Origin of the sequence: Meiothermus cerbereus DSM 11376 (assembly GCF_000620065.1) — a bacterium.
Taxonomy (GTDB): Bacteria; Deinococcota; Deinococci; order Deinococcales; family Thermaceae; genus Meiothermus; species Meiothermus cerbereus.
The window spans coordinates 98,716-125,272 of record NZ_KK211062.1 but is presented as its reverse complement, the minus strand read 5'-3'; the positions used below and the strand labels follow the sequence as shown (position 1 = coordinate 125,272).

The 26,557-nt window shown below is 61.3% G+C and carries 25 protein-coding genes; 10 read left to right on the top strand and 15 right to left on the bottom strand.

The genetic code is table 11. From position 1 onward, the window contains the following. Window positions 1-14: 14 nt before the first annotated feature. The 5 genes from Q355_RS0114480 (at window position 15) to Q355_RS0114460 (ending at window position 8,073) form a co-directional block, all read left to right on the top strand. Window positions 15-3,368: an efflux RND transporter permease subunit gene (locus tag Q355_RS0114480; protein ID WP_051529452.1), complete on the top strand. Its 3,354-nt coding sequence runs from the start codon at window positions 15-17 to the stop codon at window positions 3,366-3,368. 203 nt (window positions 3,369-3,571) lie between these two features. Then, window positions 3,572-4,321: an alpha/beta hydrolase gene (locus Q355_RS0114475; protein ID WP_027878436.1), complete on the top strand. Its 750-nt coding sequence runs from the start codon at window positions 3,572-3,574 to the stop codon at window positions 4,319-4,321. Between the two features lie 152 nt (window positions 4,322-4,473). Beyond that, complete coding sequence (gatA, locus tag Q355_RS0114470) at window positions 4,474-5,907, top strand: Asp-tRNA(Asn)/Glu-tRNA(Gln) amidotransferase subunit GatA (RefSeq protein ID WP_027878435.1); 1,434 nt, start codon at window positions 4,474-4,476, stop codon at window positions 5,905-5,907. 260 nt (window positions 5,908-6,167) lie between these two features. Beyond that, entirely contained in the window at window positions 6,168-6,941 is a 774-nt protein-coding gene (locus Q355_RS0114465) for an exonuclease domain-containing protein (protein WP_027878434.1), read from the top strand. A gap of 7 nt (window positions 6,942-6,948) precedes the next feature. Continuing rightward, window positions 6,949-8,073: a hypothetical protein gene (locus tag Q355_RS0114460; protein ID WP_027878433.1), complete on the top strand. Its 1,125-nt coding sequence runs from the start codon at window positions 6,949-6,951 to the stop codon at window positions 8,071-8,073. Between the two features lie 58 nt (window positions 8,074-8,131). Here the strand turns inward: Q355_RS0114460 and Q355_RS0114455 are convergent, their stop codons facing one another. The 6 genes from Q355_RS0114455 to Q355_RS0114430 form a co-directional block, all read right to left on the bottom strand. Further along, the gene (locus tag Q355_RS0114455; protein WP_027878432.1) at window positions 8,132-8,590 is read right to left on the bottom strand and encodes a hypothetical protein; all 459 of its coding nucleotides are present in this window, start codon (window positions 8,588-8,590) and stop codon (window positions 8,132-8,134) included. After that, the gene (locus Q355_RS0114450; protein ID WP_027878431.1) at window positions 8,590-8,880 is read right to left on the bottom strand and encodes a hypothetical protein; all 291 of its coding nucleotides are present in this window, start codon (window positions 8,878-8,880) and stop codon (window positions 8,590-8,592) included. Before Q355_RS0114450 ends, Q355_RS0114455 begins: the two co-directional genes overlap by 1 nt. A 314-nt stretch (window positions 8,881-9,194) precedes the next feature. After that, the gene (gene icd, locus Q355_RS0114445) at window positions 9,195-10,469 is read right to left on the bottom strand and encodes an NADP-dependent isocitrate dehydrogenase (RefSeq protein WP_027878430.1); all 1,275 of its coding nucleotides are present in this window, start codon (window positions 10,467-10,469) and stop codon (window positions 9,195-9,197) included. Between the two features lie 62 nt (window positions 10,470-10,531). Then, window positions 10,532-11,092 (bottom strand): CPBP family intramembrane glutamic endopeptidase, encoded by a 561-nt coding sequence (locus tag Q355_RS0114440; RefSeq protein ID WP_027878429.1) that lies wholly within the window; start codon window positions 11,090-11,092, stop codon window positions 10,532-10,534. 7 nt (window positions 11,093-11,099) lie between these two features. Then, a complete protein-coding gene (locus Q355_RS0114435; protein WP_027878428.1) occupies window positions 11,100-11,384 on the bottom strand; it encodes an Lrp/AsnC ligand binding domain-containing protein in 285 nt (94 codons plus the stop codon). A gap of 126 nt (window positions 11,385-11,510) precedes the next feature. Further along, window positions 11,511-12,248, bottom strand: coding sequence for a metallophosphoesterase (locus Q355_RS0114430; protein ID WP_027878427.1), 738 nt, complete (start codon window positions 12,246-12,248; stop codon window positions 11,511-11,513). A gap of 135 nt (window positions 12,249-12,383) precedes the next feature. Here Q355_RS0114430 and Q355_RS0114425 point away from each other — a divergent pair, with 135 nt between their 5' ends. Then, the gene (locus Q355_RS0114425; protein ID WP_027878426.1) at window positions 12,384-12,839 is read left to right on the top strand and encodes a regulatory protein RecX; all 456 of its coding nucleotides are present in this window, start codon (window positions 12,384-12,386) and stop codon (window positions 12,837-12,839) included. Window positions 12,840-12,964: 125 nt separating this feature from the next. Here the strand turns inward: Q355_RS0114425 and Q355_RS0114420 are convergent, their stop codons facing one another. Then, window positions 12,965-13,834, bottom strand: coding sequence for a hypothetical protein (locus Q355_RS0114420; RefSeq protein ID WP_156941940.1), 870 nt, complete (start codon window positions 13,832-13,834; stop codon window positions 12,965-12,967). A gap of 121 nt (window positions 13,835-13,955) precedes the next feature. Beyond that, a complete protein-coding gene (locus Q355_RS0114415; RefSeq protein WP_027878424.1) occupies window positions 13,956-15,185 on the bottom strand; it encodes an aminopeptidase in 1,230 nt (409 codons plus the stop codon). 260 nt (window positions 15,186-15,445) lie between these two features. Here Q355_RS0114415 and trpB point away from each other — a divergent pair, with 260 nt between their 5' ends. The 4 genes from trpB to Q355_RS0114395 are packed head-to-tail and all read left to right on the top strand — an operon-like array spanning window position 15,446 to window position 19,145. Further along, a complete protein-coding gene (trpB, locus tag Q355_RS0114410; RefSeq protein WP_027878423.1) occupies window positions 15,446-16,669 on the top strand; it encodes a tryptophan synthase subunit beta in 1,224 nt (407 codons plus the stop codon). Further along, window positions 16,666-17,457: a tryptophan synthase subunit alpha gene (trpA, locus tag Q355_RS0114405; RefSeq protein ID WP_027878422.1), complete on the top strand. Its 792-nt coding sequence runs from the start codon at window positions 16,666-16,668 to the stop codon at window positions 17,455-17,457. Before trpB ends, trpA begins: the two co-directional genes overlap by 4 nt. Window positions 17,458-17,467: 10 nt before the next feature. Further along, window positions 17,468-18,328: a DNA-methyltransferase gene (locus Q355_RS0114400; protein WP_027878421.1), complete on the top strand. Its 861-nt coding sequence runs from the start codon at window positions 17,468-17,470 to the stop codon at window positions 18,326-18,328. Then, the gene (locus Q355_RS0114395) at window positions 18,297-19,145 is read left to right on the top strand and encodes an MBL fold metallo-hydrolase (RefSeq protein ID WP_027878420.1); all 849 of its coding nucleotides are present in this window, start codon (window positions 18,297-18,299) and stop codon (window positions 19,143-19,145) included. Before Q355_RS0114400 ends, Q355_RS0114395 begins: the two co-directional genes overlap by 32 nt. Here Q355_RS0114395 and paaZ read toward each other — a convergent pair. The 7 genes from paaZ to tpiA form a co-directional block, all read right to left on the bottom strand. Continuing rightward, complete coding sequence (gene paaZ, locus Q355_RS0114390) at window positions 19,121-21,181, bottom strand: phenylacetic acid degradation bifunctional protein PaaZ (RefSeq protein WP_027878419.1); 2,061 nt, start codon at window positions 21,179-21,181, stop codon at window positions 19,121-19,123. The genes Q355_RS0114395 and paaZ overlap by 25 nt on opposite strands. A gap of 166 nt (window positions 21,182-21,347) precedes the next feature. Continuing rightward, on the bottom strand, window positions 21,348-21,881 hold the full coding sequence (locus tag Q355_RS0114385) for a DMT family transporter (protein ID WP_027878418.1): 534 nt from the start codon (window positions 21,879-21,881) through the stop codon (window positions 21,348-21,350). 98 nt (window positions 21,882-21,979) lie between these two features. Beyond that, window positions 21,980-22,978: an alpha-ketoacid dehydrogenase subunit beta gene (locus tag Q355_RS0114380; RefSeq protein WP_027878417.1), complete on the bottom strand. Its 999-nt coding sequence runs from the start codon at window positions 22,976-22,978 to the stop codon at window positions 21,980-21,982. Beyond that, on the bottom strand, window positions 22,975-24,009 hold the full coding sequence (gene pdhA / locus Q355_RS0114375) for a pyruvate dehydrogenase (acetyl-transferring) E1 component subunit alpha (RefSeq protein ID WP_027878416.1): 1,035 nt from the start codon (window positions 24,007-24,009) through the stop codon (window positions 22,975-22,977). Before pdhA ends, Q355_RS0114380 begins: the two co-directional genes overlap by 4 nt. Before the next feature lie 161 nt (window positions 24,010-24,170). Then, window positions 24,171-25,295, bottom strand: coding sequence for a pyridoxal phosphate-dependent aminotransferase (locus tag Q355_RS0114370; protein ID WP_027878415.1), 1,125 nt, complete (start codon window positions 25,293-25,295; stop codon window positions 24,171-24,173). Window positions 25,296-25,362: 67 nt separating this feature from the next. Further along, a complete protein-coding gene (locus Q355_RS0114365) occupies window positions 25,363-25,686 on the bottom strand; it encodes an MliC family protein (protein WP_027878414.1) in 324 nt (107 codons plus the stop codon). Between the two features lie 11 nt (window positions 25,687-25,697). Beyond that, window positions 25,698-26,444 (bottom strand): triose-phosphate isomerase, encoded by a 747-nt coding sequence (tpiA, locus tag Q355_RS0114360; protein ID WP_027878413.1) that lies wholly within the window; start codon window positions 26,442-26,444, stop codon window positions 25,698-25,700. Window positions 26,445-26,557: the final 113 nt, after the last annotated feature.

Genomic DNA, 26,557 nt, shown 5'->3' with positions numbered 1-26,557 from the left:
AACCAGAGGTGGGTATGAGCCAGCCAGAACGCCCTGTTGTAGCTCCCGAACCCCCAGACGGCAAGCCGGTCAATCCGATCATTGCCTTCTTTGTAAAGCGCTCGGTGTTTTCTACGGCTGTCTTCCTGGCCATGGTGTTGTTCGGCCTTATCACCGGCAGCCGGGTGGGGGTAGACCTGCTGCCCCGCTTCGAGATTCCGGTGGTGGCCGTGACCACGGCCTACCCGGGAGCCGGGCCCGAAGAAGTCGAACAGCAGGTGAGTCGCCCCATCGAGGATGCGGTCTCCACCCTGTCGGGCCTCGACCAGATCGCCTCGCTCTCGGGTGAGGGCTTTTCCCAGGTGATTGTTTCCTTCGAGTTTGGCCAGGATATCAACCGGGTGGCTACCGATGTTTCCCAGCGGGTGTCGGCGGTACGGGGGCAACTGCCCCGCGATGCCCAGACCCCGGTGGTGCAGCGCTTCGACCCCGCGGCCTCACCGATTCTCTTTATTGCCCTCTCAGCCGATGGACGCGACCTGCGCGAGGTAGCCAAGTACGCCAACGACGTGCTAAAGCCCCGCTTACAGCTCATCTCAGGGGTAGCCGACGTGCAGGTACAGGGGGCGCCCGAGCGGCAGGTGCAGGTTCTGCTCGACCCCTACAAGGTGGGCGCCTATAACCTGTCCCCAGCCCAGGTGGTGGGCGCCATCCAGGCCTCGGCGCTGGCCGTGCCCGCCGGAACCCAGAGCGACCGGGGGCAGCGCTTGCTTTTTACCTTACGCAACACCCCCACCACCCCCGAGGAAGTCGGGAACATTCTGGTGGATCCAGCCCGTGGCCTGCGGGTGCGGGATCTGGGCGTGGTGCGTGATGCCCAGGCCGACCCCACCCGCCTGACCCGGCTCAACGGCCAGCCGGTAATCCCGCTGGCTGTGCGTAAAACCCCCGACTCCAACGCAGTGGCGGTGGCCCAGGGCATCAAGCGCACCCTGCAGGAAGTCCGGCTGCCGCAAGGCTACCAGGCCCGTATTGTGGGCGATACCACCACCTTCATCGAAAACACCGTCAACGACACTTTCCGCGAGGTGCTGCTGGTTGCCGCCATCGTCTCCTTCATCACCCTGATTTTCCTAGGCAAGCTCAACTCGGTCTTTAGCGTGGTGCTGGCCATTCCCATCACCATGTCGGGCGCGTTGATTGTGTTTGGCCTGCTGGGCTTTACCTTCAATGTGATTAGCCTGCTGGCCATCATCGTGGCGGTGGGTATCGTGGTGGACGACTCCATCGTGCTTTCGGAGAACATCGAGCGCTACCGCCAGATGGGCTACGACAACCTGCAGGCGGTGCTCAAGGGCTCCACTGAGGTGCTCTCGGCGGTCTCGGCGGCCACCCTTTCGCTTCTGGCGGTGTTCTTGCCGATCAGCTTTCTACCAGGCATTATCGGGGAGTTCTTCCGGCAGTTTGGCATCGTGCTGGCGGCGGCCATCGCGGTGAGCTGGCTCGAGGCCCTGTTTTTCCTCACCGTGCGCCTGGCCTACTTCCCCGACCCCGAACCCCCCACCTGGCGCCAGCTCGGCCAGCGGGTGCTGGGCTTGGGCCAGGATCTGCACTGGGGTCTGCGTCTGCACGTCTACCAGCAGCCGGGCCTGAACCCCTCGCGCCGGTGGTTCAACGTGCTGATTACCCCCTTTACCCTGCTGCTGGCCCCCTTGCGCTGGCTGTTCTCGCTGGTGTTTGGTCTGGCCGGAGCCATCACCGGAAGCCTGCACGGGGTGTCCGAAAGGGTGTTCCTGGCCTTGCGGGAGTTCTACGCCCGCAGCCTGGCCGCGGCTTTGAAGCAAAGCCCCTGGGTGCTACTGGTGGGCCTGGTCTTTTTCCTGAGCATCGGCTATGTGGCCCCAAAAATTCCCTTCAACTTCACCGCCAAAAACGACAACGGGCAGATGAACGTGGATCTGGTGCTGCCCAAGGGCACCGCCTTATCCGAGACCGATGCCCTCTCGCGCCGCCTCGAGGCCTGGCTGGTGGCCCGCCCCGAGGTGCGCTCGGTGCTCAATACCGTGGGCAGCTCGCAAAGTACCCTAGGGGGAGGCAACCCCGAGCGGGCCCGCATTGTGGTCGAGCTGGTGGGCAAGAGTGAACGCCAGGATGTCTATGAACTTTTGCCGAGCTTCCGCGAAGCCCTGCAGAAGCTTTTGAGTGACCGACCCGAAGCTGATTTGCGGGTAACCGTGCCCGAAGGAGGGCCAGGGGGAGCCGCCGACCTGCAATTCACCCTGACCGCCCCCAGCCCCGCCCTGCTGGCGGAGAAAAACCGGCAGACCCTCGAGGTCATGCGAAACCTGCCCTACCTGATAGACGTTCGCAGCAGCCTCGAGGAAACCGCCACCGAGCGGGTGCTGGTGCCCAACCCCAGCCGGCTCATCGGCACGGGCCTCACCCCAAGCGACCTGGCCCAGACCCTGCGCATCTACAATGCCGGCACCGAGGCGGGCAACGTCCGTTCGGGCGGCGACGATATTCCCATTGTGGTTCGAGCCGACCCGCGCTTGGTGCCCGATCAGTCCAGCCTGCTTTCGCTTCCGGTGGCTGCTCCTGCCCTGCGGAGCACCCTGCCCATCGGCAGCCTGGGGCAGTTTGAAAGCCGCCAGACCCCGGCCCAGCTCTCGCGCACCAACCAGGCCTTCTCTGCCGGTATCAACGCCAACCGGGCCCCCAACTCCGAGATTGGAACCTTCCAGCTCTCCAACCTGGTGCGGCAGGAGCTGGAAAAAGCGGGGGTCTTTAGCGACGGCGTGCAGCTGGAAACCCAGGGTTCCACGGCGTTTGTGGGCGACCTGGCCCGCAGTGCCCCCATTGCTTTCGGGCTGGCCTTGCTCTTGAACTTCCTGGTGATCTCGAGCCAGTTCAACACCTTTCGCTATCCGCTGTACCTGCTACTTCCGGTGCCTTTGGCGCTGGTAGGGGCGTTTTGGTTCCTCTATTTCTTCCGCAGTGGCCTGGACGTAATTTCGGTGCTGGGGGTGGTGATTCTTATTGGTCTGGTGACCAAAAACGCCATCCTGCTCCTGGACTTTGCCGTACGCCAGGCCCGCGAAAAGCCTTTGTATGAGGCCCTGGTCGAGGCCGGACGCCTGCGCCTGCGTCCCATCCTGATGACCACCCTCACGGTGCTGATGATCTCCATTCCGCTCATTGCCGCCAGCGGTGAAGGTTCGGAGTTCCGCCGCCCGCTGGGGATTATCATCCTGGGTGGGGTCTCGGTCTCGATGCTGCTTACGCTGTATGTGGTGCCGGCGGCCTTTTACCTGTTCGAGCGGCGGCGCTATGATAAGCTGCGCCGCGAGCTACAAGCGGTTGGTGCCGTCCCGGCCATCGGCGACTAAGGGCGCGAGCGGCTGGAGTACAAGGGGAACTACGAAGCCAGCTGAAGCTTTGCCTAGCCTGCTTGGTGTGCGGCTTCCTCCAACACCGGCTTCGCAGAGTTTCGCATCCTGCAACACTCCCTTTGGTCGAGGTGGACGCCAACGGTTCAGCCAAACTCGGTTAAAGCCCCAAAATAAGAAGATTTCTTGTCGGCCTGGATTTTATGAGCAAACAACGTGTGTTCTGGTTGGTTTTCTTTGGAGGGCTGTTGCTTTTTGCTGCAGCCATCGTCTGGTACACCCAGCGGGCGCTGACCTCCTATCCGCCCACCCAGGCGGCCCTGGAGGCCCTGGCACCGGATAGCCAGGTTCAGGTGCAGGCCACCCCTTACGGCTGGGTATTTACCCCCCAGGGGACGGTTAAGGGGGGGCTGGCCTTCTATCCTGGTGGGCTGGTCGAGCCTCAAGCCTATGCCCCTGTTTTACGCAAGATTGCAGCGGCTGGGTACCGGGTTGCCTTGCTGCGGGTTCGCTTCAACCTGGCCGTTACCGAGCAGGGCAAGGCCAGAGCAGCGCTGGCCGAAGCACCAGAGTTGCCCTGGGCCGTGGGTGGACACAGCCTGGGCGGGGTGGTGGCCTCCAACTTTGCCCAGAGCAACCCCGAGGTCAGAGCCCTGGTGATGTGGGCTGCTTACCCGCAAAATGACCTGTCGGGAAAAGACCTCCCGACCCTGGCCCTGTTTGGTGAGCGGGACGGGGTTGTGCGTGGGGAGCAGCTCGAGGCCAGCGCGCCTAAGTTTCCCAAAAATACGCTCAAACAGGTCATCCCTGGTCTGAACCATGCTGGTTTTGGGGCCTACGGCCCCCAGCGGGGCGACAACCCAGCCACCATAAGCGCCGAAGAGGGTTGGAGCCAGATTGCACAACGGACCACTGCATTTCTCGACCAGCATTTGGGGAGTGCGGCGCGATAGCCGTCAGTGGCGCTGGGCCATGCACCGTGAAGGCCCCCTCAAGCAGTGACTTTTTCAGCTCAAAACGCCCTCAACCGGGAATCTCGCTGGATGGTTCCCATGACCTAGCGGGGTATGCCACTTCGAGCTGATGCGCCTTATCATGGGGCGGTATGTTGGCGCAAGAAATTGTGAAGAGCATCCAGTCGGGTCAGGGCTCGCCGCGCGAGGTGGTGGAGGCTTCTCTAAAGCGAATAGAGCAGCTCGAGCCTCAGGTTCATGCCCTGATTCGCCTGAACCCCCAGGCCCTGCTCGAGGCGAGAGCGGTGGAAGAGCGCCTCGCCAAGGGCGAGAACCTTCCTCTGGCCGGTGTTCCCATTGTGATCAAGGATAATATCTGTACCCAAGGCTTACAGACGACTTGTGGCTCTAAAATGCTGGCCGACTTTGTGCCGCCATACAACGCGACTGTGGTGGAAAAGCTGCACCAGGCTGGGGCGGTGCTGGTAGCCAAGGCCAACATGGACGAGTTCGCCATGGGTTCTTCCACCGAGTATTCGGCTTTTGGCCCTACCCGCAACCCCTGGGACCTCGAGCGGGTGCCGGGGGGCACCTCGGGGGGCTCGGCGGCGGCGGTAGCAGCCGGTATGGTTCCGCTGGCGCTCGGCACCGACACCGGCGGGAGCGTGCGCCAGCCGGCTGCGCTATGTGGGGTTTACGGCTTCAAGCCTACCTATGGCCGCATCTCACGCTATGGGGTGGTGGCTACGGCCAGCAGCTTAGATCAGGTGGGTACTATGGCCCGCTCGCTGCAGGATTTGGCCCTGCTGAGCGACGTGGTGAGCGGCTACGACCCCCGGGACAGCACCAGCCTGGAAGCCGAGCCTCGGTTTGTGGCGGCCTTGCAGGCCTCGGCCAAAGGCCTCACCATCGGTATTGTCAAAGAAGCCCTGGCTATGGGTAATTCACCGGGGGTGCTGGAGGCCCTCGAGCGCTTCCGAAGCGTGATGGAAGCCCAGGGTGCGCGCTTTGTGGAGGTCAGCCTGCCCACCCTCGACTACGCCCTGGCCGCTTATTACATCGTTAACACCGCCGAAATCAGCTCCAACCTGGCCCGCTATGATGGAACCCTGTATGGCCTGCGGGTGCCTGCCGAAGACAGCATCGCGACCATGATGCGAAGCCGTGAGCAGGGGTTTGGCCCCGAGGTGCAGCGGCGCATACTGATGGGCACTTTTGTGCTATCCTCCGGCTACTACCAGGCCTATTACGGCAAAGCCTTACGGGCTCGAGCCAAAATTAAAGCCGACCTGGACGCGGCGTTTGCCAGGGCTGACCTGCTTCTTACCCCAACCAGCCCTTTCCCGGCCTTCCGTTTTGGCGAAAAAACCGCCGATCCCCTTTCGATGTACCTGGCCGACATCGACACCGTAGCCATTAACCTGGCTGGGGTGCCGGCCATGAGCATTCCGGCGGGGTTTGAGGGGCACCTGCCGGTGGGGGTTCAGCTTATAGGCAAACCACTGCACGACGAGCAGATATTTGTTGCAGCCAACGCTTTTGAGCAGGCTACCGAAGGGGCCTTTGCTCGAGTGGCCAGCTTGTAGGTCGGGGGTGGTCTGGGTGGCAGACCTGGGCCTGGCTTTAGGTTCCGGCAGGCAAACCCAGAAAGAAACGCCGACTTAACGCGACTCCGTTAACGGTTATAAGGCCTGTCATATCTGTGTAAGCTGCGGTATACTCCCTGCGAGACCTCGAATTCATCTGTGAACTCGCAGGTATTTTCTGGCTCTTTACCGGGTCTCAAGTCTTACCTCGAGGTTTCGTGCTTATGCCGCACGCATCGCCGATACCCAAACCCCAATCCATGAGTCCTACCCACTACCGACTATCTACCCGACTCGCCCGCCATCTACGCAGCGTTGGCCGCCACCTTCCCGAGCGCTCCCTGGCCGAGCAGCTCTTGGCCGCACAGGGCTTGCCCAAAGGTTCCTGGGCCAGCGACCTGCTGAAAAGCCTGCTGGATGGGCGTTTTGAACGCGTCGCAGCTGAGGTGGGTTTGTGGGAGTGGAAATACAGTTTTCCAGCACCGGGCGAAGCAGTTGTGGTGCTCGATGTAGAAACCACTGGGCTTTCCCCGGAAAACAGCGAAATTATCGAGCTGGCCCTGATTCGCCTGGAAAATGGCCAGCTCACGGTGTTTGAGCGGCTGGTCAATCCGGGCATGCCGATTCCGCCTTTCATCAGCCGACTGACCGGAATCCGAAACCAGGATGTGCGCGGTGCTGCCGATATTTACACAGTTCTAGGTGAAGCCCTGCCACTCTTGGACAACGCCACCCTGATTATCCAGAATGCTGGCTTTGACCTGGGCTTTTTGCAGCCTCGCTTGCGGCGCCTGGGTTACCGACTGGATAACCCTGTGGTAGACACGATAGACTGGGCCCGCAAGGCCCTGCCCGGACTTCCCAAACGCGGGCTGGATGCCCTGGCCTGGGCCTTCGACCTGGGGCCCATTGCCGGCCGTCACCGCGCCCTGGGAGACGTGGAAACCACGCTACAGGTCGCACGCGAAATGTATTACATGCTTACCGCAGGCCACCCGACCCCGACCAGCCAGTTGGCCAACAAGGCCCGTTAGGAAACCTATGATTGCGCGCTACGTCCTCACCAGCACTTGCCTTAACACTGGAACCATGAGCCTAACCCAGCCACTGCGGGTTTTTTTGCAGGGCAAAGAGCGGATTGCCCTTCTCGATGAAGATGGCGAAACCTATGACGCCACCGTTAACTGGGCATATAGCCGCCTTGAGGGCCTTGCGCCTTACTACCTCAAACGGCGTTTGGGTGTGAATGACAAAATTGTGCTGCACCTCGAGGGTGACAAGATTACGCTGGAAGCTCTAACGCCCGTAGCCAAGCCGGCCCGGCCCCGCCAGGCCGAGCCAGAGCGCCCCAGACAAAAGCCCAGCGAACCCTTGCCAGAAAAGCCCGAGAAGCGGGTCAAGGTTACGCCTTATCCCAAAGAGGTTATTTTCCCGCACAAGCCGATTGCAAGCGAGGTGCCTGCATTTTCAGCTGATCTCGAGGCTTTGGGGTTTTCTCGAGAGTCGGGTAGCGCGCCCTGGGTTTTCAGGGCGGCTTTGGGGCGGCGAACCTTTCACCTGGCTCTGGCTAAATTTGGTGAGATGGAGTCTAAAGAGCTGCTGGCCTACCGCCAGCAGGGCCGGGTGCAGTATGCCGCCATTGTGGCTGGCGAGTCTTCCAGGCCCGAAGCCCTGGCCGAGATCGCCGCTGTGCGGCCCTCGGGGCTGGCGCAGGCAGGCCTGGGCTACGTCTCACCCGAGGCCTTGCAGCGACTGGTTAAGCTGCGCGATGTCTTTCCAGTAGGGCCTCTTGACATCGAACGCCTGCTGCGGGAAGGCCGTATAGACCTGGAATCCATACAGGCCATCGAGGGCGAAATTTCGGGGGTTCTGCGCGAGCGCAGCCACTTTTCGGCGGTTCTGACCCTGCTGGCCGACCAGCCGGCGCAGCGGGTCTTTTTGCTGGCCGACCTGATGCCAATGGCGCGGGAGCTGAACCTCGAGGCCGACCGCTTACAAAAGGTGCTCGAGAGCCTCAGCAGCCCTCCATTCCTGCTGTTAAAACGCCTCTCGCCAGGCGAGTTTTTGATGCGTCAGTCGGTAGAGCAGGCTCTGGCCGAATGGGTGGAGTACGCCCAGGTCATGACCCGTCGCCTGCGTGGGGTGCTGCAAGAGCTGGAGGGATAAACCGGGCACTTTACGCTCTGCAGGCGCGCTTTGCCGGTGGTTTTGGGGGAACTGTTCTCTAGGCAAAAAGAGATTGCAGGCGGGCCTCGAGGGCATTCGCAGCTTTTTGGCTCAGGGTTAGCCTGAGCTTTATTACCAGTTTGTGGCTCCAGTCCTCGAGCTCGCCCAGGCTTTGTTTCTGCTCAATTTCTGGTAGAAACTTTGCTGCGTGCTCTCCCAGTTCGGCCTTGAGAATGGCGGCCAGCTGGGCTTTTGTAGCAACCAGCTTATCCGGCGTGGGCGTGGCAGGCTGTGGATCTGCTGGCTGGCTTGGCGCACTTTGAGATGACGCCACTATTTCGATCAGGCCATGCTCGAGCAACGCAGATAGGGTGTTGTTCAGAACGTCCAGCGGGAGCTGGGTACGCTGGGCCAGCACGATGTCGCTTATTTCCTCACGACAAAGGGCATACACCAGGCGCTCATCCCGGTTGAGGAAAATATCCAGCGCTTTGGAGGTTTGGCGGTAGATTTGCATCAACCCTCGAGTGCTGCTAATACGGCCTGTACTAGTCGTAGAACCAGCAGGACAAATATCGCTCCAAACAACAAAATTAGACTCACAATCAGCAGCAGGGCGTCAACTGGGCGACTCCAGGTCAGCACCCCCACAACCAGATACCCCAGCGCGAAAAGCAAAATAAACAGATTGAGCTGGGTGAGCCGTTCTCCAATCACCCCACCGGGCGCTTTGCCCTTCATCTGAAAGCCAGTGTAGGTGTTGTAGAGCATCAGAAGAAAACCCAACACCAAAAGAACCTGTACCATGAAGCCTCCCTCTTTTAGCTGAAAAGTACCGCTCCTGATGATGCCCATTATACCGAGTTTGGGTGAGCAGCCTGTTCAAGTGACTGCTCGCCCCGCTCGAGGGGACGATCCCCTTCGGGATGGGCGGTGCCCGTGCACCAACGGGACGATCCCCTTCGGGACGGGTAATAAAAAGGTCTTTTTTCCGGGGCCCCCGCCTGAAGTGTGGGTAGCATTAGCTCAAAAAACCAGGGTGCTCTGACCTGCCCCTAACGGGACGATTCAGGAGGGGTTCACTTAACCCCCCTTCGCAGAGAACATCTTTTGGTGTAGCCCTACATGTTCTCGATAAGCGCCTGGCCGAACTCGCTGCACTTGAGCAGGGTTGCGCTGCGGCCTTCGGCTACCATCAGGCGGTGGAAGTCGTAGGTAACGCGCCCCTGGGCGATGGTTTTGGTCATGGCATGGATAATCAAATCGGCGGCCTCTGTCCAGCCCATATAGCGCAACATCATCTCGCCCGAGAGAATTACCGAGCTGGGGTTGACCTGGTCCTTGCCTGCGTATTTGGGCGCGGTGCCGTGGGTGGCCTCGAAAACAGCGTGCCCGGTGTAGTAATTGACGTTGGAGCCAGGGGCAATCCCGATACCCCCAACCTGGGCGGCCAGGGCGTCGGAGATGTAGTCGCCGTTCAGGTTAAGGGTGGCGATGACGCTGTACTCGGAGGGGCGCAGCAGGATCTGCTGCAGGAAGTTGTCGGCGATCATGTCCTTCACCACGATCTGCTTGCCGGTTTTGGGGTTGGTGAAGGTCTGCCAGGGGCCGCCGTCCAGATCTACCGCACCGTACTTGCTCTTGGCCAGGGCGTACCCCCAGTCGCGGAAGGCCCCCTCGGTGAACTTCATAATGTTGCCCTTGTGCACCAGCGTGACCGACGGCAGGTCGTTGTCGATGGCGTAGTTGAGTGCGGCCTCTACCAGGCGCTGGGTACCCTCTTGCGAGACTGGCTTAATGCCGATGCCGGATGTCTCGGGGAAACGAATTTTGCTGTAGGGCTTGGGGAATTCGGTCTTGAACCACTCGAGGAACTTCTTGACCTCTGGGCTGTCCTTGGGAAACTCGATGCCGGCGTAGATGTCTTCGGTGTTCTCGCGGAAGATGACCATGTTGACCAGCTCGGGGTGGCGCACTGGGCTGGGCACCCCCTCGAACCACTGCACCGGGCGCACGCAGGCGTAAAGGTCGAGCTCCTGGCGCAAGGCCACGTTAATCGAGCGGATCCCGCCCCCCACCGGAGTGGTGAGCGGCCCTTTGATGGCCACCAGGTACTCGCGGATGAACTCGAGGGTTTCGTCGGGCAGCCAGATGGTCTCGCCATAGACCTGGTTGGCTTTTTCGCCAGCGTAAATTTCGGCCCAGGCAATCTTGCGTCTGCCGCCGTAGGCCCTGGCTACTGCTGCATCCAGCACGGGCTGGGCGGCTCTCCAGATGTCGGGGCCGGTGCCGTCGCCCTCAATGAAGCCCACAATGGGTTGGTCGGGAACTTGCAGCTTGCCATCGTGAATGGAAATCTTCTCGCCTGCGGGAACCGTGATTTTCTTGTAGGCCATAGCTCTCAAAGCATATCAGAATGGAGGCTCTGGCGTACTTCGTAGGTCTGGCCCTAACCTGACTAAATTCCCTTTCCTGTTTCGCCCTGATCCAGCAGCTGGTAGAAGCCCCTGGCGTTGTGGAGGTAATGCGCTAGAATGCCTGGAATCAGGCTTCCAGTAAGCAAATAGGCGGCCCCAAACATTATCCCGCCCAAAAAGATGAACAGCGGGTAGCTCCAGGCCCGGCGGTCGGGTACGGGGTGGAACATGGTAAACACCACGGCCTGGAGCAGCACCCCCGGCCAGTCGCCAAACAGGGCATTTTGTAAAGCACCACGGAAAAACACCTCTTCGCCTACCCCAGAGGCCAGGGCCAGCAGCAGCGCTTGATGGTGGGTGATGCCTTGAGAGCGCATGACCACTCCAAGCTGGCCGTGCAGGGCCTCGGCGACCCGAAAGCTTTGTGGGAATAGCAGAGAGAACAGGCGCTCGAGCCCCACCAGCCCAAAAAACAACAACAAGAAGAACAGGCTATCGCGCAGGGGATCGGGGTTTTTTATGGCCGCATAGCCTGCCAGCTCCATCCAGACCAGGCCCAGCAGCATGAGGCCAAGCTGGATTAGCATGAAAAAGCGAAACATGGGGAGACTACAGACCTTCGCCGCCGATGTTAAAGCCCTGCTCGAGCAACTTGCGCGAATAGGCCCTGAAAGCCAGCAGGGTCTGGGTGCGCTCGATGCCCTTTAGCTTGCGTAGCCCCAGGGTTACGATATCGTCGAGCTGCTCAAAATCCTTGAAGCGCAAAATAGCCACCAGATCCCACTCGCCAGTAACCGAGTACACCTCGGCCACACCAGGAATTTCGGCGACGGCCTCGGCGGTTTCGGCGGTGGACTCGCGGCTGGTCTGGATCAGGACAAACGCAGTAATCATGCCTGGATGATACCCCAGATGAAAGGAGGTTCAACAAGTCGCCGAATGGCGTGAGGGGTGTGCGCCGGTCTTTACGGGGACGTACCTCAGCGAAGCGATTGCTGAAGCCGGCATGAACCGCGGCTTTTAGGTGTGGGTCTGCTGTGAGGGCTGGTAGGTGTGAATCTGGTGGGGGGTCTCGAGGATAAGCTGGGGTCTGAAATGCACCACATCGGCAGAAACAAAATATAGGGGTATGCCTTTCCAGTCTTTGGGTAGCCTGTCCGGGTCGGCGCCGTGCAGGTGCCCGTAGACCACACAGGTGGGACGGTGCCGCTCGATTAGCTCGGTGAAACCGGTGGAACCGCCGGTGGGGCCATAGGGCGGATAGTGCATGGCCAGCACCAGATGTTCGTAGTCATGGCCCTGGAGGGTTTTGAGCGAGAGCGCCAGCCGCTCCACTTCGCGCTTGTAGATTTTTTCGTCCTCTGGTGTGAAGTTGTAGCTGCCCGGGGTATCCCAGCCGCGGCTACCGGCAATGGCCAGGTTTCCGATAATCAGCGAGTCGTGTTGTAAGGCGTGCATTCGGGGCGGCAGTACCTGGCGCAAACGACTAATCGAGGGCCACCAGTAGTCGTGATTGCCACGCAACAGTACCTTGGTGCCGGGAAGCTGGGCCAGGTCGGCCAGGTCGAGCAGGGCTTCGGGCAGCTTCATGGCCCAGGAGATATCCCCCGCTACAACAACCAGGTCGTCATCGCTCACAACCTTGCGCCACTCTTCAAAAACAGCCTCGGGATGCCCGTCCCATTCGGGCCCGAAGATGTTCATGGGCTTGGGGAAGGCTTTAGACAGATGGATGTCGGCAATGGCAAAGACGCGCATAGGATACAGGGGGCCTCGGCAGCCACCTCAGATGGCTCAGTCTAGTGTCTAGGGTTCATGCCCCAGCGTCAAGTGCGGTTTGGGGAGGGAAGCCCAATCAAACTTTCTCATTACGCATAAAGCATAATGGGGTGAATGAAGAACGAGACCCCCGACCAGCTATTTTTGTATGCGGTGCGCTTGCTAGGGGCGAGGGCTTACCCAGAGGCGGCCTTACGCCAAAAACTGGCCCGCAGGGCAGAGCCGGACGTGGTGGCGGCAGTGTTGCAGCGGGTCAAGCAGCTGGGCTATCTCGATGACTTTCAGTACGCTGAAGGTTATACCAGGCTGTATGCGGGGAAATGGGGTGCGGCCAAGCTACGCCGGGCCCTTTTGGAGAAGGGCGTTTCGCGCGAGATAGTAGAACAGGTGCTGGCACAGCAGGCTGCTGAACACGACCCGATAGAGGAAGCCGTGGCCCTGCTGGGGCGCTATGCCAACCGCCACAGGGGCGAAAAACCCCGGGCCATTCGGTTTCTGGCAAACCGGGGCTACGCCTTTTCGCACGCATTGGCAGCCTGGGAGCGCTACCTCGAGCAAACCCGGTCGTGAGCAGGTTATACTGACCCCCTGATGCAGCACAATTGGCGCGTGGGTGCTTGTTAACACCTATATGGTGCAAAGGTGGCTAGCTTCAACCTGTCCGACCAAGGCCTCAGGATTAGGCTGGTGTGCGCTTAGCGGTAGGTGCCCAGGATATTGCCCTTAGAGTCGGCCACCTGAAGGGTAGCACGCCGGGGGGTTTCAAAGACCAGCAGCACCCCGGTCATTTCAGGCGAGCGGGCTTCGCTTGATTCCAGCTCGAGCACGGCCTGCAAGGCCTCAGCCTCCAGCTTCATATCCAGCACCTTTGCCCTGAAGCTTTCGTTGCGCAGCCCGCTAAAATAAAAGCCTACCGCGCTGCTGGGGTTGGTTTTGGGCGGATTGCTAAGGCCAAACTCCCGCCACAGATGCTCCACCTCCGCAGGGCTGCCAAGCCAGGCACCGCGTGGCCGCAGTCCCCCTAGCTTCACGGGGATGATGCCCAGGAGCCGGGGCAGCTCGAGGCTGGCCGCTTCAGCCGGGCGTATCCAGACGGTGCTGTACAGAATGGCGCCCGGCTCGGGGTCGTAGCGCAAGGGGGGCAAGGCGGGCTGCTGGGGAAAATCCACCAGCTCCAGCGGTGGCTTGAAAAGTTTGTCAAGCTGAGCCTTAAGCCAGCCCACTTCAGTTGGTGTGGCAGCCTTTAGTTCGAGCTCCTGCTGTTCCCAGAAGCCGTTTCGTTTTACGAACCAGCGGCCATCGTAAAACCATTCGATGTTCTCGGCGCCTTGTGGTGGACTGGAAAAGGCCGCTTCCAGAGAGAGAATGCTTTCGTAGCTGAAGAGTAAGCGGCGGCTTTCCTGGGGGCTTCGCACCTGCACCTCGAGGGGGCTCTGCACCACCGGGCTGAGCAGGTAAATCCCTCGGTTCTCGATAATCAGGTGCAGCTCTATAACGTTATACTCGGCCTGGCTTTTCGCCAGCATCAGCGTAAATAGCCCAATAAGAACCAACGCTCTTACCATTTGACTTTTACTGTGGTACGCACCATATTAGACGCTCAGTTAGCAAATACACATTGTGAATCCAGTAAAAATAGCTGTAGGTGCTGGGCTAGAAGCGGCCTTTCAAGAACCATAGCTGGCGCTAAACCCACTCGCCCTTACGCATCAGGGGCTCGGCCTGCCCGGAGGCGGTAATGCCGTCTACGTCTATTTCTCCAGAGCCAATCATCCAGTCGATGTGGATGAGGCTGCGGTTGGCACCTTTGGCCGCGAGTTCTTCGGGGCTTAGCTGGCTCCCACCCCGAATGCACTCGCTGTAGGCCTGCCCCAGCGCGACGTGACTGGCGGCATTCTCGTCGAAGAGGGTGTTGTAAAACAGAAGGCCGCTTTGCGCGATGGGGGAGGAGTGCGGCACCAGGGCCACCTCGCCCAGGCTACGCGCGCCTTCATCGGTTTGCAGTACCCGGTTCAGCACATCGGCCCCGCTTTTGGCTCTGGCCTCGACTACGCGGCCTTTTTCGAAGCGCATCTCGATGTCCTCTAAGAGGCTGCCCAAATAGGAGAGGGGCTTGGTGCTACGCACATAGCCCTCAATGCGGTCTTTATGGGGCGTGGTGAAGACCTCCTCGGTGGGGATGTTGGGGTTGCAGACCACGCCATTCTTGGCCCGGGTCGCACCACCGGCCCAGAGGTGATCATCGGCCAGGCCCACCAGCAGATCGGTGCCGGGACCTTTGAAGTGCAGGGCGTGGTAGCGCTTGTGATTCAGGTAGGCCACGCGCTCGGCGAGGTACTGGTTGTGGGCTTTCCAGGAGGCTACGGGATCGGGTGAATCGAGCCTCGAGGCTTTGAAAATGGCCTCCCACAGCTTTTTTACCGCTTCCTGCTCGTCGCTATCTGGAAAAACCGCCCTGGCCCAGGCCGGATGGGGGTAGGCCACAATGCTCCAGTTGATGTGGTGGCTGGCGATGAGCTCCAATACCCGCCGGTAGGCCAGCGAGCGGGCGTGGTTGGCCCGGGCCACCCGCTCTGGGTTCTGACCCTTAAGCAGGCTGGGGTCGTTGCCAGCGATGTGCAGGCGGGCCGCTCCAGCCTGGAAAGCCTCGGCCATGCCGTCGTAGAGCCACTTGGGTGCGGTGTCGAAGGAGGCCTCGGGAGCGTGTTGAAAGCGCAGCAGGTGGGCTGCGTCGTCGTCGTAGAGCACGCTGACCAGGGGGCTACCGGCTTTATAGGCGTATTCGGTAATTTTTCGCACCAGCGGCACGGCCTCTATCGGAGCAGTGATGACCAGCTCCTGGCCCTCCTGGAGCCCCAGCCCCACCTGTACGGCTACTTTTGCCATCTGATCGAGGTAGTGTTCAAACGCTTCCATACCGCCATACTCTAACCGAACTGTCCGGCAAGTGCAGACCGCTTTCAGTATCCTTGACGGAAGCCCGGGGGCTTGCTACCCTTTGAACAACATGCGGCCCCGTACCCCCCGCAGCTACAAGTGGCACCACCAGCGCTGGTGGCGTTGCTGAGCCCTTGCGCGGTGTCAGTTTCCCGCGCCGGGGCTTTTCTCGAGGCGAAGACCTCGAGTTTTTTGTTGTATAGCGAACCCAAGCTCAATCCAAGTTGCGAGAGGAACCCATGCACCTACCCAGTTACCCCCTACCCGACCCCAAAGGCCGCTATGGTGAGTTCGGCGGGCGCTATGTGCCCGAGACCCTGATTCCGGCCTTAGAGGAGCTTACCGAGGCCTATCTGCACTATAAGCAAGACCCCGAGTTTCTGGCCGAGTACGACTATTACCTGCGTGAGTACGTGGGTCGGCCCAGCCCCCTTTACTTGGCCGAGAACCTGACCCGGCACCTCGGTGGGGCCAAAATCTATCTCAAGCGCGAAGACCTGAACCACACCGGGGCCCACAAGATCAACAACACCCTGGGTCAGGCCCTGTTGTGCAAGCGCATGGGCAAGAAGCGGGTGATTGCCGAGACTGGCGCGGGCCAGCACGGGGTCTCAGTAGCGACGGTCGCCGCGCTGATGGGACTAGAGTGCGTGGTCTACCAGGGGGCCGAGGACGTGCGCCGGCAGGCCCTCAACGTCTTTCGCATGAAGCTCCTGGGGGCCGAGGTGCGACCGGTGGAAAGCGGTACGCGCACCCTGAAGGATGCCACCAACGAGGCCATCCGCGACTGGGTGACCAACGTGCGCGATAGCTTCTACATCATCGGCTCGGTGGTGGGGCCGCACCCTTACCCCATGATGGCCCGCGACTTCCAGAGCATTGTGGGCGAGGAAATCAAGGCCCAGCTCCGGGAGAAGGAGGGGCGCGAGAACCCCGATGTGATCCTGGCCTGCGTGGGTGGGGGCTCCAATGCCATTGGGGTGTTTGCGCCCTTTGCCTACCAGGAAAACCGCCCCCGCCTGATTGGGGTGGAGGCCGCCGGCCACGGGCCCGCTTCGGGTATGCACAGCCTGAGCATTGGGGCGGGCCGGAAGGGCGTGCTGCATGGTTCCAAGATGTACCTGCTCTACGACCACGACGGCCAGATTCTACCGGCCCACTCGGTCTCGGCGGGTCTCGATTATCCGGGCGTGGGGCCCGAACACAGCTACTATGCCGAGCAAGGCCTGGCCGAGTACGTAGGCATCAGCGACGAGGAGGCCCTCGAGGGCTTCCAGCTTCTGTGCCGCCTGGAGGGGATTATCCCGGCTCTGGAGTCGGCCCACGCCATCGCCTATGCGGCCAAGCTGGCCCCGGAGATGGAGCCGGATCAGGTGCTGGTCATCAACCTCTCGGGCCGGGGCGACAAGGACGTGGTGGAGGTGATGCGGGTGTTGGAAGAAGGCACAGGAGGCCAGGCATGACCACCCGTGAAGCCTTCGCCAAGGCCAAAGCCGAGGGACGGGCCGCGCTCATCCCCTACGTGATGGCCGGCTACCCTAGCCGTGGGCAAGACCTCGAGCTCGTCCGGCAGGTGCTGCCCTATGCCGATTTGCTCGAGGTGGGTCTGCCGTACTCCGATCCCTTGGGCGACGGGCCGGTGATTCAGCGGGCCTCCGAGCAAGCCCTGCGCCAGGGCCTGCGCGTGACCGACGTGGCCCACTTCGTGCGGGAGATCCGGGCCCTGACCGACAAGCCCCTTTTCCTGATGACCTATATCAACCCGGTATTGGCGGTGGGCCCCGCGGCCTTTTTTCAGATGTTCAAAGAAGCCGGGGCCAACGGCCTGATTCTGCCCGACCTGCCGCCCGACGAAGACCCCCAGCTGGTTGCGCTGGCCCAGGAAGTGGGCCTCGAGACCACCTTCTTGCTGGCCCCTACCTCGACCGAGGCCCGCATCCAGACCGTTGCGCCCTACTGCACCGGCTTTGTCTACACCGTCTCGGTAGCTGGGGTGACCGGGACGCGGGATCGGCTGCCCGAGGGCCTGAGCGAACTGGTGCACCGCATCCGTCAGCATACCGATGCGCCGGTGGCCATCGGTTTTGGCATCTCCAACCGGGCCACCGCCGAGCAGGCCGCCCAGGCTGCCGATGGCGCGGTGATTGCCAGTGCCCTGATTCGGGCTTTAGAGGAGGGGAGGGGGCTAGGGGAGGTACTGGAGGAGGTGCGCGAAGGACTGCGGGGAGTCCCAGGCCCTTTCATCGGCTAGAATCAGGCCGATGAAGCGCATTGTGCAAGCAGAGTGCCTCGACTACATCACCACCTTGCCCGACGCATCCTTCCCCCTCATCTACCTCGACCCGCCCTTCAACACCCGCAAAACCCAGCAGCGGCGACGCATACGGGCCATAGCCGATGAACAGGGGCCGCACCGCGGTTTTGCGGGCAAGCGCTACCGCACCGAGCCGCTAAAGGCCCCGGTCTACCCCGACCGTTTTGACGACTTTGTGGAGTTCCTGCGCCCTCGGCTCCTTCAGGCCCACCGCCTGCTCACCCCGGAGGGCTCGCTCTTTGTGCACCTGGACTACCGCGAGGTGCACTACGTGAAGGTGCTGCTGGATCAGATTTTTGGCCGACGGAGCTTTATCAACGAGATCATCTGGGCCTACGACTACGGGGGGCGCTCCAAAAACCGCTGGCCGGCCAAGCACGACACCCTGCTCTGGTACGCCAAGGACCCTAAGAAGTACACCTTCAACTACGAGGCCATTGACCGCATTCCCTACCTAACGCCCAAGATGGTGGGGCCCGAAAAAGCCGCCAGGGGCAAAACCCCCACCGATGTCTGGTGGATGACCATCGTGCCGACCTCCTCCAAGGAGAAAACCGGCTATCCCACGCAAAAACCCCTGCGGCTTTTAGAGCGCATCGTGCGGGTGCACTCCAACCCCGGCGAGGCGGTGTTGGACTTTTTCGCCGGCTCTGGTACTACTGGCGAGGCGGCGGCGCGCAATGGGCGGGGTTTCGTGTTGGTAGACCAAAGCCCGGATGCAGTCGCCGTCATGCGGCGTAGACTGGCGGCCTTCCAACCTGAGATAATCATCCCCGATGCGTCCCATCCTGTACCACAAGCTCGCTAACTTCGACCTCTGGATTTTGAGCGACGGCGAAATATGGCTGGACGGTGGCTCGATGTTTGGCGTGGTGCCCAAGAACCTCTGGTCGAAGCTGGCTGCGCCCGATGAGCAAAACCGTGTACGACTGGGGCTCAACCCCTTGCTGATCCGCACCCAGGAACGGCTGGTGCTGGTCGAGACCGGCATTGACCGCAAACCTGGCGAGAAGTTTCGTCGCATCTACGGCTTGAGCGAAACCAACCCGCTGCTGGATCAGCTGGCAATTCTGGGGGTAAGGCCGCAGGATATCTCACTGGTGATCCACACCCACCTGCACTTTGACCATGCCGGACTCAACACCCGCCTGATAGAGGGGCGGCTTCAGCCGACCTTTCCCAATGCTCGCCACATCGTGCAAAAACAGGAGCTCGAGGAGGCCCTGCACCCCCACGAGCGCAGCCGGGCCAGCTACCTGCAGGAAAACATCGAACCCCTCCTCGAGCGGCTTGAAACCGTAGAGGGGGAGCAAGAAATTTTGCCGGGCCTGTATGTGGTGCCGGTTCCTGGACACACCCTGGGGATGCAGGCGGTAGAGTTTCGTTCGCAGGGCCAGCACTTTGCCTACACCGCCGACCTCATTCCCACCATGGCCCACACCCCCCTGCCCTACATCATGGCCTTCGACCTCTACCCCATGACCACCCTAAAGACCCGCAAGAAGATGTACGAGCGCTGGATAGAGGGCAATTACTTGCTGTGTTTTACCCATGAGCCCGGGCATCCCTTGGGGCGGCTGGTTCATGGTGAAAAAGGTTATCAAGCCGAGGCTATCTGGCCTTGAGGCTGAGGTTTGCGCTCTACCAAGGTTAGTATGTCGTAGAGGGCTACAGTTTTGCCCTCCTGGTTGGTAATCTCCACCGCCCAGGTCACCACCCCGGTGGGCCGCTCGCCGGGCTTGGGGTCTTTGGCCGTTTTCGACTTGACCGTGAGGCGGGCCTGGATGGTATCGCCAATGCCCACCGGCTCGATAAAGCGCAGGTTTTCCAGCCCGTAGTTGGCCAGCACCGGCCCCGGCGCCGGGCTCACAAACAGACCCGCCGCCGCCGAGATCAGGAAGTAGCCGTGGGCTACCCGCTTGCCAAAAATTGAGTCTTTGGCCCCGATCTCGTCCACGTGGGCGTAGAAGTAGTCGCCGGTGAGGTTGGCGAAGTTCACGATATCGGCCTCGGTGACGGTGCGGCGGTGGGTCAGCAGGCTCTCGCCAATCTCCAGGTCTTCAAAGTACTTGCGGAAGGGGTGCAACAGGTCTTCTTTGAGCTGGGCTCCGCGCACGTACTCGTTGCTCAAGACCATTAGGGTGGTGGGGTCGGCCTGCACGGCGCAGCGCTGCATGTAGTGCTTGACGCCGCGTAGCCCGCCCAGCTCCTCGCCGGCTCCGGCCCGGCCTGGCCCCCCATGCAAGAGCAAGGGCAGGGGAGAGCCGTGGCCGGTGGACTCCTGGGCATTTTCCCGGTTGAGGATAAGCATCCGCCCGTGGTGGGTGGCGCAGCCAAAGAACAGGGTGCGGGCCTCCTGCCGGTCGTAGCTAACGATGCTCCCCACCAGGCTGCCCTTGCCCCGCCGGGCCAGGGCGATAGCCTCGTCCAGGCTTTGGTAGGGCATCAGGGTGGCTACGGGCCCGAAGGGCTCGAGGTCGTGGGCTGCACACGCCCAGGGTTTGGGGCTATAGAGCAGGGTAGGGGCCATAAAGCCGCCCTTTTCCCAGTCGCCCCCCAATAGCTCATGCGAGCCCTCGAAGGCCACCTCACAGCCCTGGGCTTTGAGCTGCTCGAGCACAGCCTGCACGTCCTGGCGCTGTGCTGCTCCCACCAGCGGGCCCATCCGCACCTCCGGGCGGCTGGGGTCGCCCAGGGTGACCTGTGCGAGCTCCTGCTTAAGGGCCTCCAGCACGGCTTCCAGCTTGTCCTGGGGCACGATCACCCGGCGGATGGCGGTGCACTTCTGCCCGGCCTTGACGGTCATCTCCCGCGCCACTTCCTTTACAAAAAGCTCGAACTCGAGGTCGCCCGGCTCCACCGTCTGGCCCAGAATGGCGCAATTAAGGCTGTCGGCCTCCATATTGAACGGCACCGCGTGGGCAATCAGGCTGGGGTGCACCTTCAGCTTGCGCCCGGTGGAGGCCGAGCCGGTGAAGGTTACGCTGTCCTGCTCGTTCAGGTGCTCAAACAGGTCGCCGATGCCACCGCAGACCAGCTGGATGGCCCCTTCCGGCAGAATCCCCGACTCAATCATGGCCCGGAAGACGGCCTCGGTCAGGTAGGCGGTCTGGGTGGCGGGTTTGACGATGGCCGGAACCCCGGCAATAAGGCCCGGTGCCAGCTTTTCCAGCATCCCCCAGACCGGAAAATTGAAGGCGTTGATGTGCACCGCTACGCCCTCTTTGGGAACCAGGATGTGCCGCCCCAGGAAGGTGCCCTGCCGGGAGAGCACCAGGGGGTCGTCTTCTACCAGAAAGCGCTCGTTGGGCAGCTCGCGCCGCGCCAGCGAGGAATAGCTAAAAAAAGTGCCAAGGCCTCCATCAATGTCAAACCAGCTATCGTACTGGGTGGCCCCGGTCTTGTACGAGAGGGCATAGAACTGCTCTTTGCGCGCCTGCAGGTGCTGGGCCAGCGCCCGCAACATGGCCGCCCGCTCGTGGAAGGTGTAGCGCCGCAGGTTGGGGCCGCCGACCCTGCGGGCGTACTCGACCATAGCGCCAAAATCTAGCCCGGCACTGCTTACCAGGGCGACTGGCTCCCCATAGACCGCATCGCTTACCAGGACGCCGTCATCCAAGCCCTGATACCAGCTACCCACCGCGTAACTACTGAGTTTCATAGCAGCTATTCTAACAAGCGTTTGTTATGTCTGGAGATCTAAAAGGTAAGGCGGGCGTGCCATTATCGTGGCCTTCGCTATTTTTGCCGCTGGGAGCAGGAGCAAAAATAAGCCTCGAACAGCACTTGTTGTGAATGGCTTTGTACCATTTTCTTTGTAGACCGCTCTAGCTTCTCACCACGGCTATAGCCCCCAGCAGCATGAGGCTTAGGCTCAGTAGCTTGACCAGCGAGAGCGGACTGGCCTCCTGTACCAGAATTCCCAGGTGTTGAAAGATGGCCGCTGCCAGAATCTGGCTTACCAGCAGAAGGGTAATGGCGTTGGTGATGCCCAGTTGATTGACGGAATATACCGTGCCCATGACCACCAAGAGACCCACTAAACCCCCCAAAAAGCTGTACCAGGGAAGGCCCTGCTGTAGGCCCAGCCAGACCAGAAATATGCCTACCCCAAGGCTCAGAAGGGTCATTGCCAGCAGGGCGTATCGGACTGGGTGTGCTGAGTTTAGACCCAAAAAATGCCCTTGCTGGAAAAGGATTAGACCCACCAGGGAGAAGCCAAGGCCGATGGTGTGCACCACGGTAGACAGGCCCCAGAGCCCGGTTTTGCTTTGCAAGAGGCTGTTGATCAACCCCAGGCTGGCAATCAGTATCCCGGTCGTAATGGCAACCGCTGCTGCAAGAAGCTCTTTTGAATCCATACTGGCGAGTGCATCATATGTTGGGTAATACAGATGGTGCAAGCGTTATCCAGGCCCAATGCGGGCTCTGGTTGGCTGGTTTTTTGGTCGGCCTGAGCTCAGTGCGTCAGTACCCGGCGAACGGCCTCCAGAACCCGCCTGGCGTCGGGGCGGTAGAAGTTCTCCACTGCGCTGAAGGGGGGGTAGGGGGCGTCCCAACCGGCGACCCGCACGATGGGCGCTTGCAGGTAGTCCAGGGCTTCCTCGGCGATGCGGGCGGCCACCTCGGCCCCAAAGCCGCCCGTGCGCATGGCCTCGTAGACCACCACCGCCCGTCCGGTTTTCTGCACCGAGGCCAGGATGGTGGGGGTATCCAGGGGCACCAGGGTCTCGAGGTCCACCACCTCCAGCTCCACCCCTTCCCGGGCGGCGACCTCGGCGGCTTTTAGGCAGACCTCCACCATGCCCCCGTAGCAGAACAGGCTGGCGGCGCTGCCTTCGCGCACCACACGGGCTTTTCCGATGGGTAAGGTGTAGTAGCCCTCGGGTACTTCGCCCTTGACGCCTCGGTAGAGCTTGATGGCTTCCAAGAAAAACACCGGGTCGGGGTCTTCGATGGCCGAGAGCAGAAGCCCCTTGGCCCGGTCAGGCGAGGAAGGAATTACCACCTTGACCCCCGGCACGTGGGTCAGGATGGCCTCCGGACTGTCGGCGTGCTGCTCGGGGGTCTTGACCCCGCCGCCGTAGGGGGCCCGGATCACCATGGGGATGGTAAAGCGCCCGCGGGTGCGGTGGCGCATGCGGCCCAGGTGCGAAAGAATCTGGTCGAGGGCCGGGTACAAAAACCCGGCAAACTGAATCTCGGCCACCGGGCGCAGCCCGGCCAGGGCCAGCCCAATCCCAAACCCCACGATGCCACTCTCGGCCAGGGGCGTGTCGAAAACTCGTTTCTCCCCGTACTTTTGCATCAGGCCGTCCGAGGCCCGAAACACCCCCCCCATGGTGCCCACGTCTTCGCCAAAGAGCACCACCCGAGGGTCTTTGGCCAGGGCCAGATCCAGGGCCTCGTTGATGGCCTGCACGTTGTTCAGCACTCGAGTGCCACGTTCAGCAATCATGCTTCCTCCCGCAGATAATTCCAGGCGGTTCTCTGGTCGGGCTGCATCTCGGCGTAGACCTGCTCCACAATTTCCCAGGGTTTGGGTTCGGGGGCCTGGTCGGCCTCCTCTACGGCAGCTAGGAATTCGGCCTCGAGCTCCGATGTAAGCGCGGACTCCTGTTCATCGCTCCACAGCCCCAGATGCACAAGGCAGTTTTTCATGCGCACAATGGGGTCACGCCTGAGCCAGCGCTCAGTTTCTTCCTCGCTGCGGTAACGGCTGGGGTCGTCGGAGGAGGTGTGGGGAGCAACCCGGTAGGTGAGCGCTTCAATCAGGGTAGGGCCCTCACCCCGGCGGGCCCTGGCTGTGGCTTCCCTGGCGGCCACCCATACCGCTACCAGGTCGTTGCCGTCCACCACCACACCCGGGATCCCGTATCCCAGGGCTTTCTGGGCGATGCGTGGCACCTTCATCTGCTTGTGGGTGGGCACGCTAATAGCCCAGCCGTTGTTCTGCACCACAATCAGCAAGGGTGCATCGAACACCGAGGCAAAGTTCAGCCCTTCGTGAAAGTCGCCTTCGGAAGTGCCGCCATCACCGATGAACACCGCCGCCACAGCGTCCTTTCCCAAGAGCCGCTGGGCATAAGCGACCCCAGCGGCCTGGGGTATCTGGGTGGCAATGGGGATGTAAAACTGAACCATGTTGACGTTGGGGGGCGCGCCCCAGCCCGCCGGGTCGGCCCGCCAGTTCAGAATGAGTTTGCTGATGGGCATGCCAAAGGTGAGCGCGGCTGCGCTTTCGCGGTAGCTTGGCAAAAGCCAGTCGTGATCGGCCTTGAGGCACAGGGCCACGCCCACCTGGGCGGCCTCCTGGCCCCGGAAGGGTGGGTAGACCCCCAGCCGTCCCTGCCGCTGCAAGACCAGCACGCGCTCGTCGAAGTGCCGTGCCCGACGCAAAGCCCGATAGCCCAGGAGCAGCTCATCGGGACTGAGCGGTAAGTCCCGCAACGGTTTGCCTTGTTCGTCGAGGTACTGAATTGTGTCCACGCTGTTCAGTTTAGCCCAAGATGGCCCTGTTGCATGGGTTCAGGCTGCGCTTAAAGCAGAATTTCTTCACGTGCAACGTATCGTGAAAAAACGCACATCATGCGTTCTGACAAGTGGCTCCACAGGATTCTGGTCAGACGGTTTGGCATTGCAAAGCCCAGTCAGGCCTTGATTTGTTTCAAATAGCGCTCCAAGCGCTCGAGGGCCTGAACAATTTCATCGGCGGTCTTGCAAAAGGCAAAGCGGAACAGACCCCTGGGGGCCGGGTTTTGCAGGTAGAACGCCGAACCGGGAATGATGGCTACCCCAGCCTCCTGCACCAGCCGCTCGGCGTCGAGATCGGGCAGGAGGGCGGTCAGAAAATAGGTTCCGGCGGGGGCAAAGGTTTTGAGGCCCAGCGACCTCAGGCCCTGCTCGAGCAAGTCCTTGCGCCGACCATAGCTCTCGCGCAGCTCCTGATAGAAGCCCGTTTTGCGGGCAATCGGCAGGGCTTCGGCTACTGCCGCCTGGAGGGGGGCTGCCGAGCAAAAACTGCTCCACTGGCGCATTCCGGCTATCTTTGAGGCCAGACCGGGCGGGGTTACAATCCAGCCAATGCGCCAGCCGGTGGCCTCGAGGCGCTTGCCCGCCGAGCCCACCGTAAAGACCCGCTCCGGCGCGAGCTCACGGAAACGGACGGGAGGCTCTGCAAAATAGAGCTCGTCGTAGACCTCATCGCTGATGATCCAGAGGTCGTGCTTGCGGGCCAGGGCCGCAATTTGTTCGGCCTCGCTGCGGGAGAATACCGAGCCGGTGGGGTTGTATGGGTTGGTGAGCAAAATGGCCTGGGTACGTACCGTAATGGCCCGCTCCAGCGCCGGTAGATCCACCTCCCAGCGGTCCGTGAGGCGCATGGGGATCATGCTGGGCTCTGCACCCGCTATGCGGGTTTGAGGAATGTAGACATCAAAATAGGGTTCGAACATGACCACTTCGTCACCGGGGCCGTACAGCGACTCGGCCAGCGCGTGCAGGGCCTCGGTGCCCCCTGCGGTGATGACCACATCCTCAGGTGAAACCCCCAGGTCTTCGGCAACCGCCTCACGCAGCCTGGGTAAGCCGATGGGCGGGGTGTACTGGTCAACCACACCGATGGCCCGCTGAGCGGCCTCGAGCAAAAAAGCGGGCGGCGGATTGGAGGGAAAACCCTGCCCCAGGTTGATGGCCCCATGCGCTGCGGCCAGGCGGCTCATGTGGGCAAAGATGCTCTCTTTTGAAAGCTGGGTGCGCGAATGAAGGCTGGCCATGTGCAAAAAGTCTACCGCATACCATCCACCGGTTGGTAACATTGCTGTACGGCCTAAAAGCCGAGCTTTAGCGCACGGGCTTGCACGCTTTGGCTAGTATCCTACCTGCGCGCTCGCTAATTAGCATGGCTTCCTCGGAAGACCCACTGCCTTTTAGCCACCAGGTGGCCCTACCATCGGAATACTTGACACCCGAGGCCGCCTCTACCTGAAATAACGGGCCGTAGGTCTGGTTGTTGAACACCACCCCCACCCGGTCGAAGTTGTTTTGGTAGACGGCCCGAATCTGCACACCCCCGGCACAGCGGTAGGTGCGTTGCACCACCTCCGCAGACTGGGCCAGGCCCAGCAGGCCAACGAACACCCACATGCTCCACATCCACGCACGCATAGTTCCTCCGGTTAAGCCAAGAGCAGTTTAATGTAGTCCTCGAGCTTCAGGCTGGCCCCTCCGACCAGTCCGCCGTCGATGTTGGGCTGGGAGAACAGGGCCGTAGCATTATCGGGCTTGACCGAACCGCCATATAGGATCCGCAGTTGGTCGGCGAAGTCCGAGCTGTAGCGGCCCGCCAGCCAGCCCCGAATGGCGCGGTGCATGGCTTCGGCGTCCTCGGGGGTGGCGGTTTTTCCGGTACCGATGGCCCAGACCGGCTCGTAGGCAATCACCAGGCTCGAGGCCGAGGGGGGATGAACCCCTTCCAGGCTTCCCTCCAGCTGACGCAGGGTGTATTCAACATGATGGCCGGCCTCGCGGACTTCCAGGGGTTCGCCCACGCAGAGGATGGGGACTATCCCATGCTCCAGCAGGCGGCGGGCTTTCTGCGCTACCAGCGCGTCCGACTCAGCGTGGTAGCTGCGCCGCTCGGAGTGCCCCACAATGGTGTACTTGCAGGCCAGGTCGGCCAGCATTTTTGCTGAAACTTCGCCGGTGTACGCACCTTCGTTGTGGGCCGAGACGTCCTGCGCACCCCAGTACACCCCGTGGCCCTCGAGGATTTCCGCCGCGTAGGGCAGATGGGTAAATGGCACCAGCAAAGCCGGTTCGGCCTGGGTCTGGGGTAGCTTTGCGACCAAGTCGCGAAACCACATCCGGGCCTCGGTGGGGGTTTTGTACATTTTCCAGTTGCCTGCGACGAGTCGTTTGCGCATATTGCGGTCATCATACGGCAAAGCCTTCAAGATGCGTTTTTGCTGGCCCTTGGTTGGGTTGAGGACGCTTACAAACCTGACGGAATTACAACCCACCGACAGAAAAACGGTAG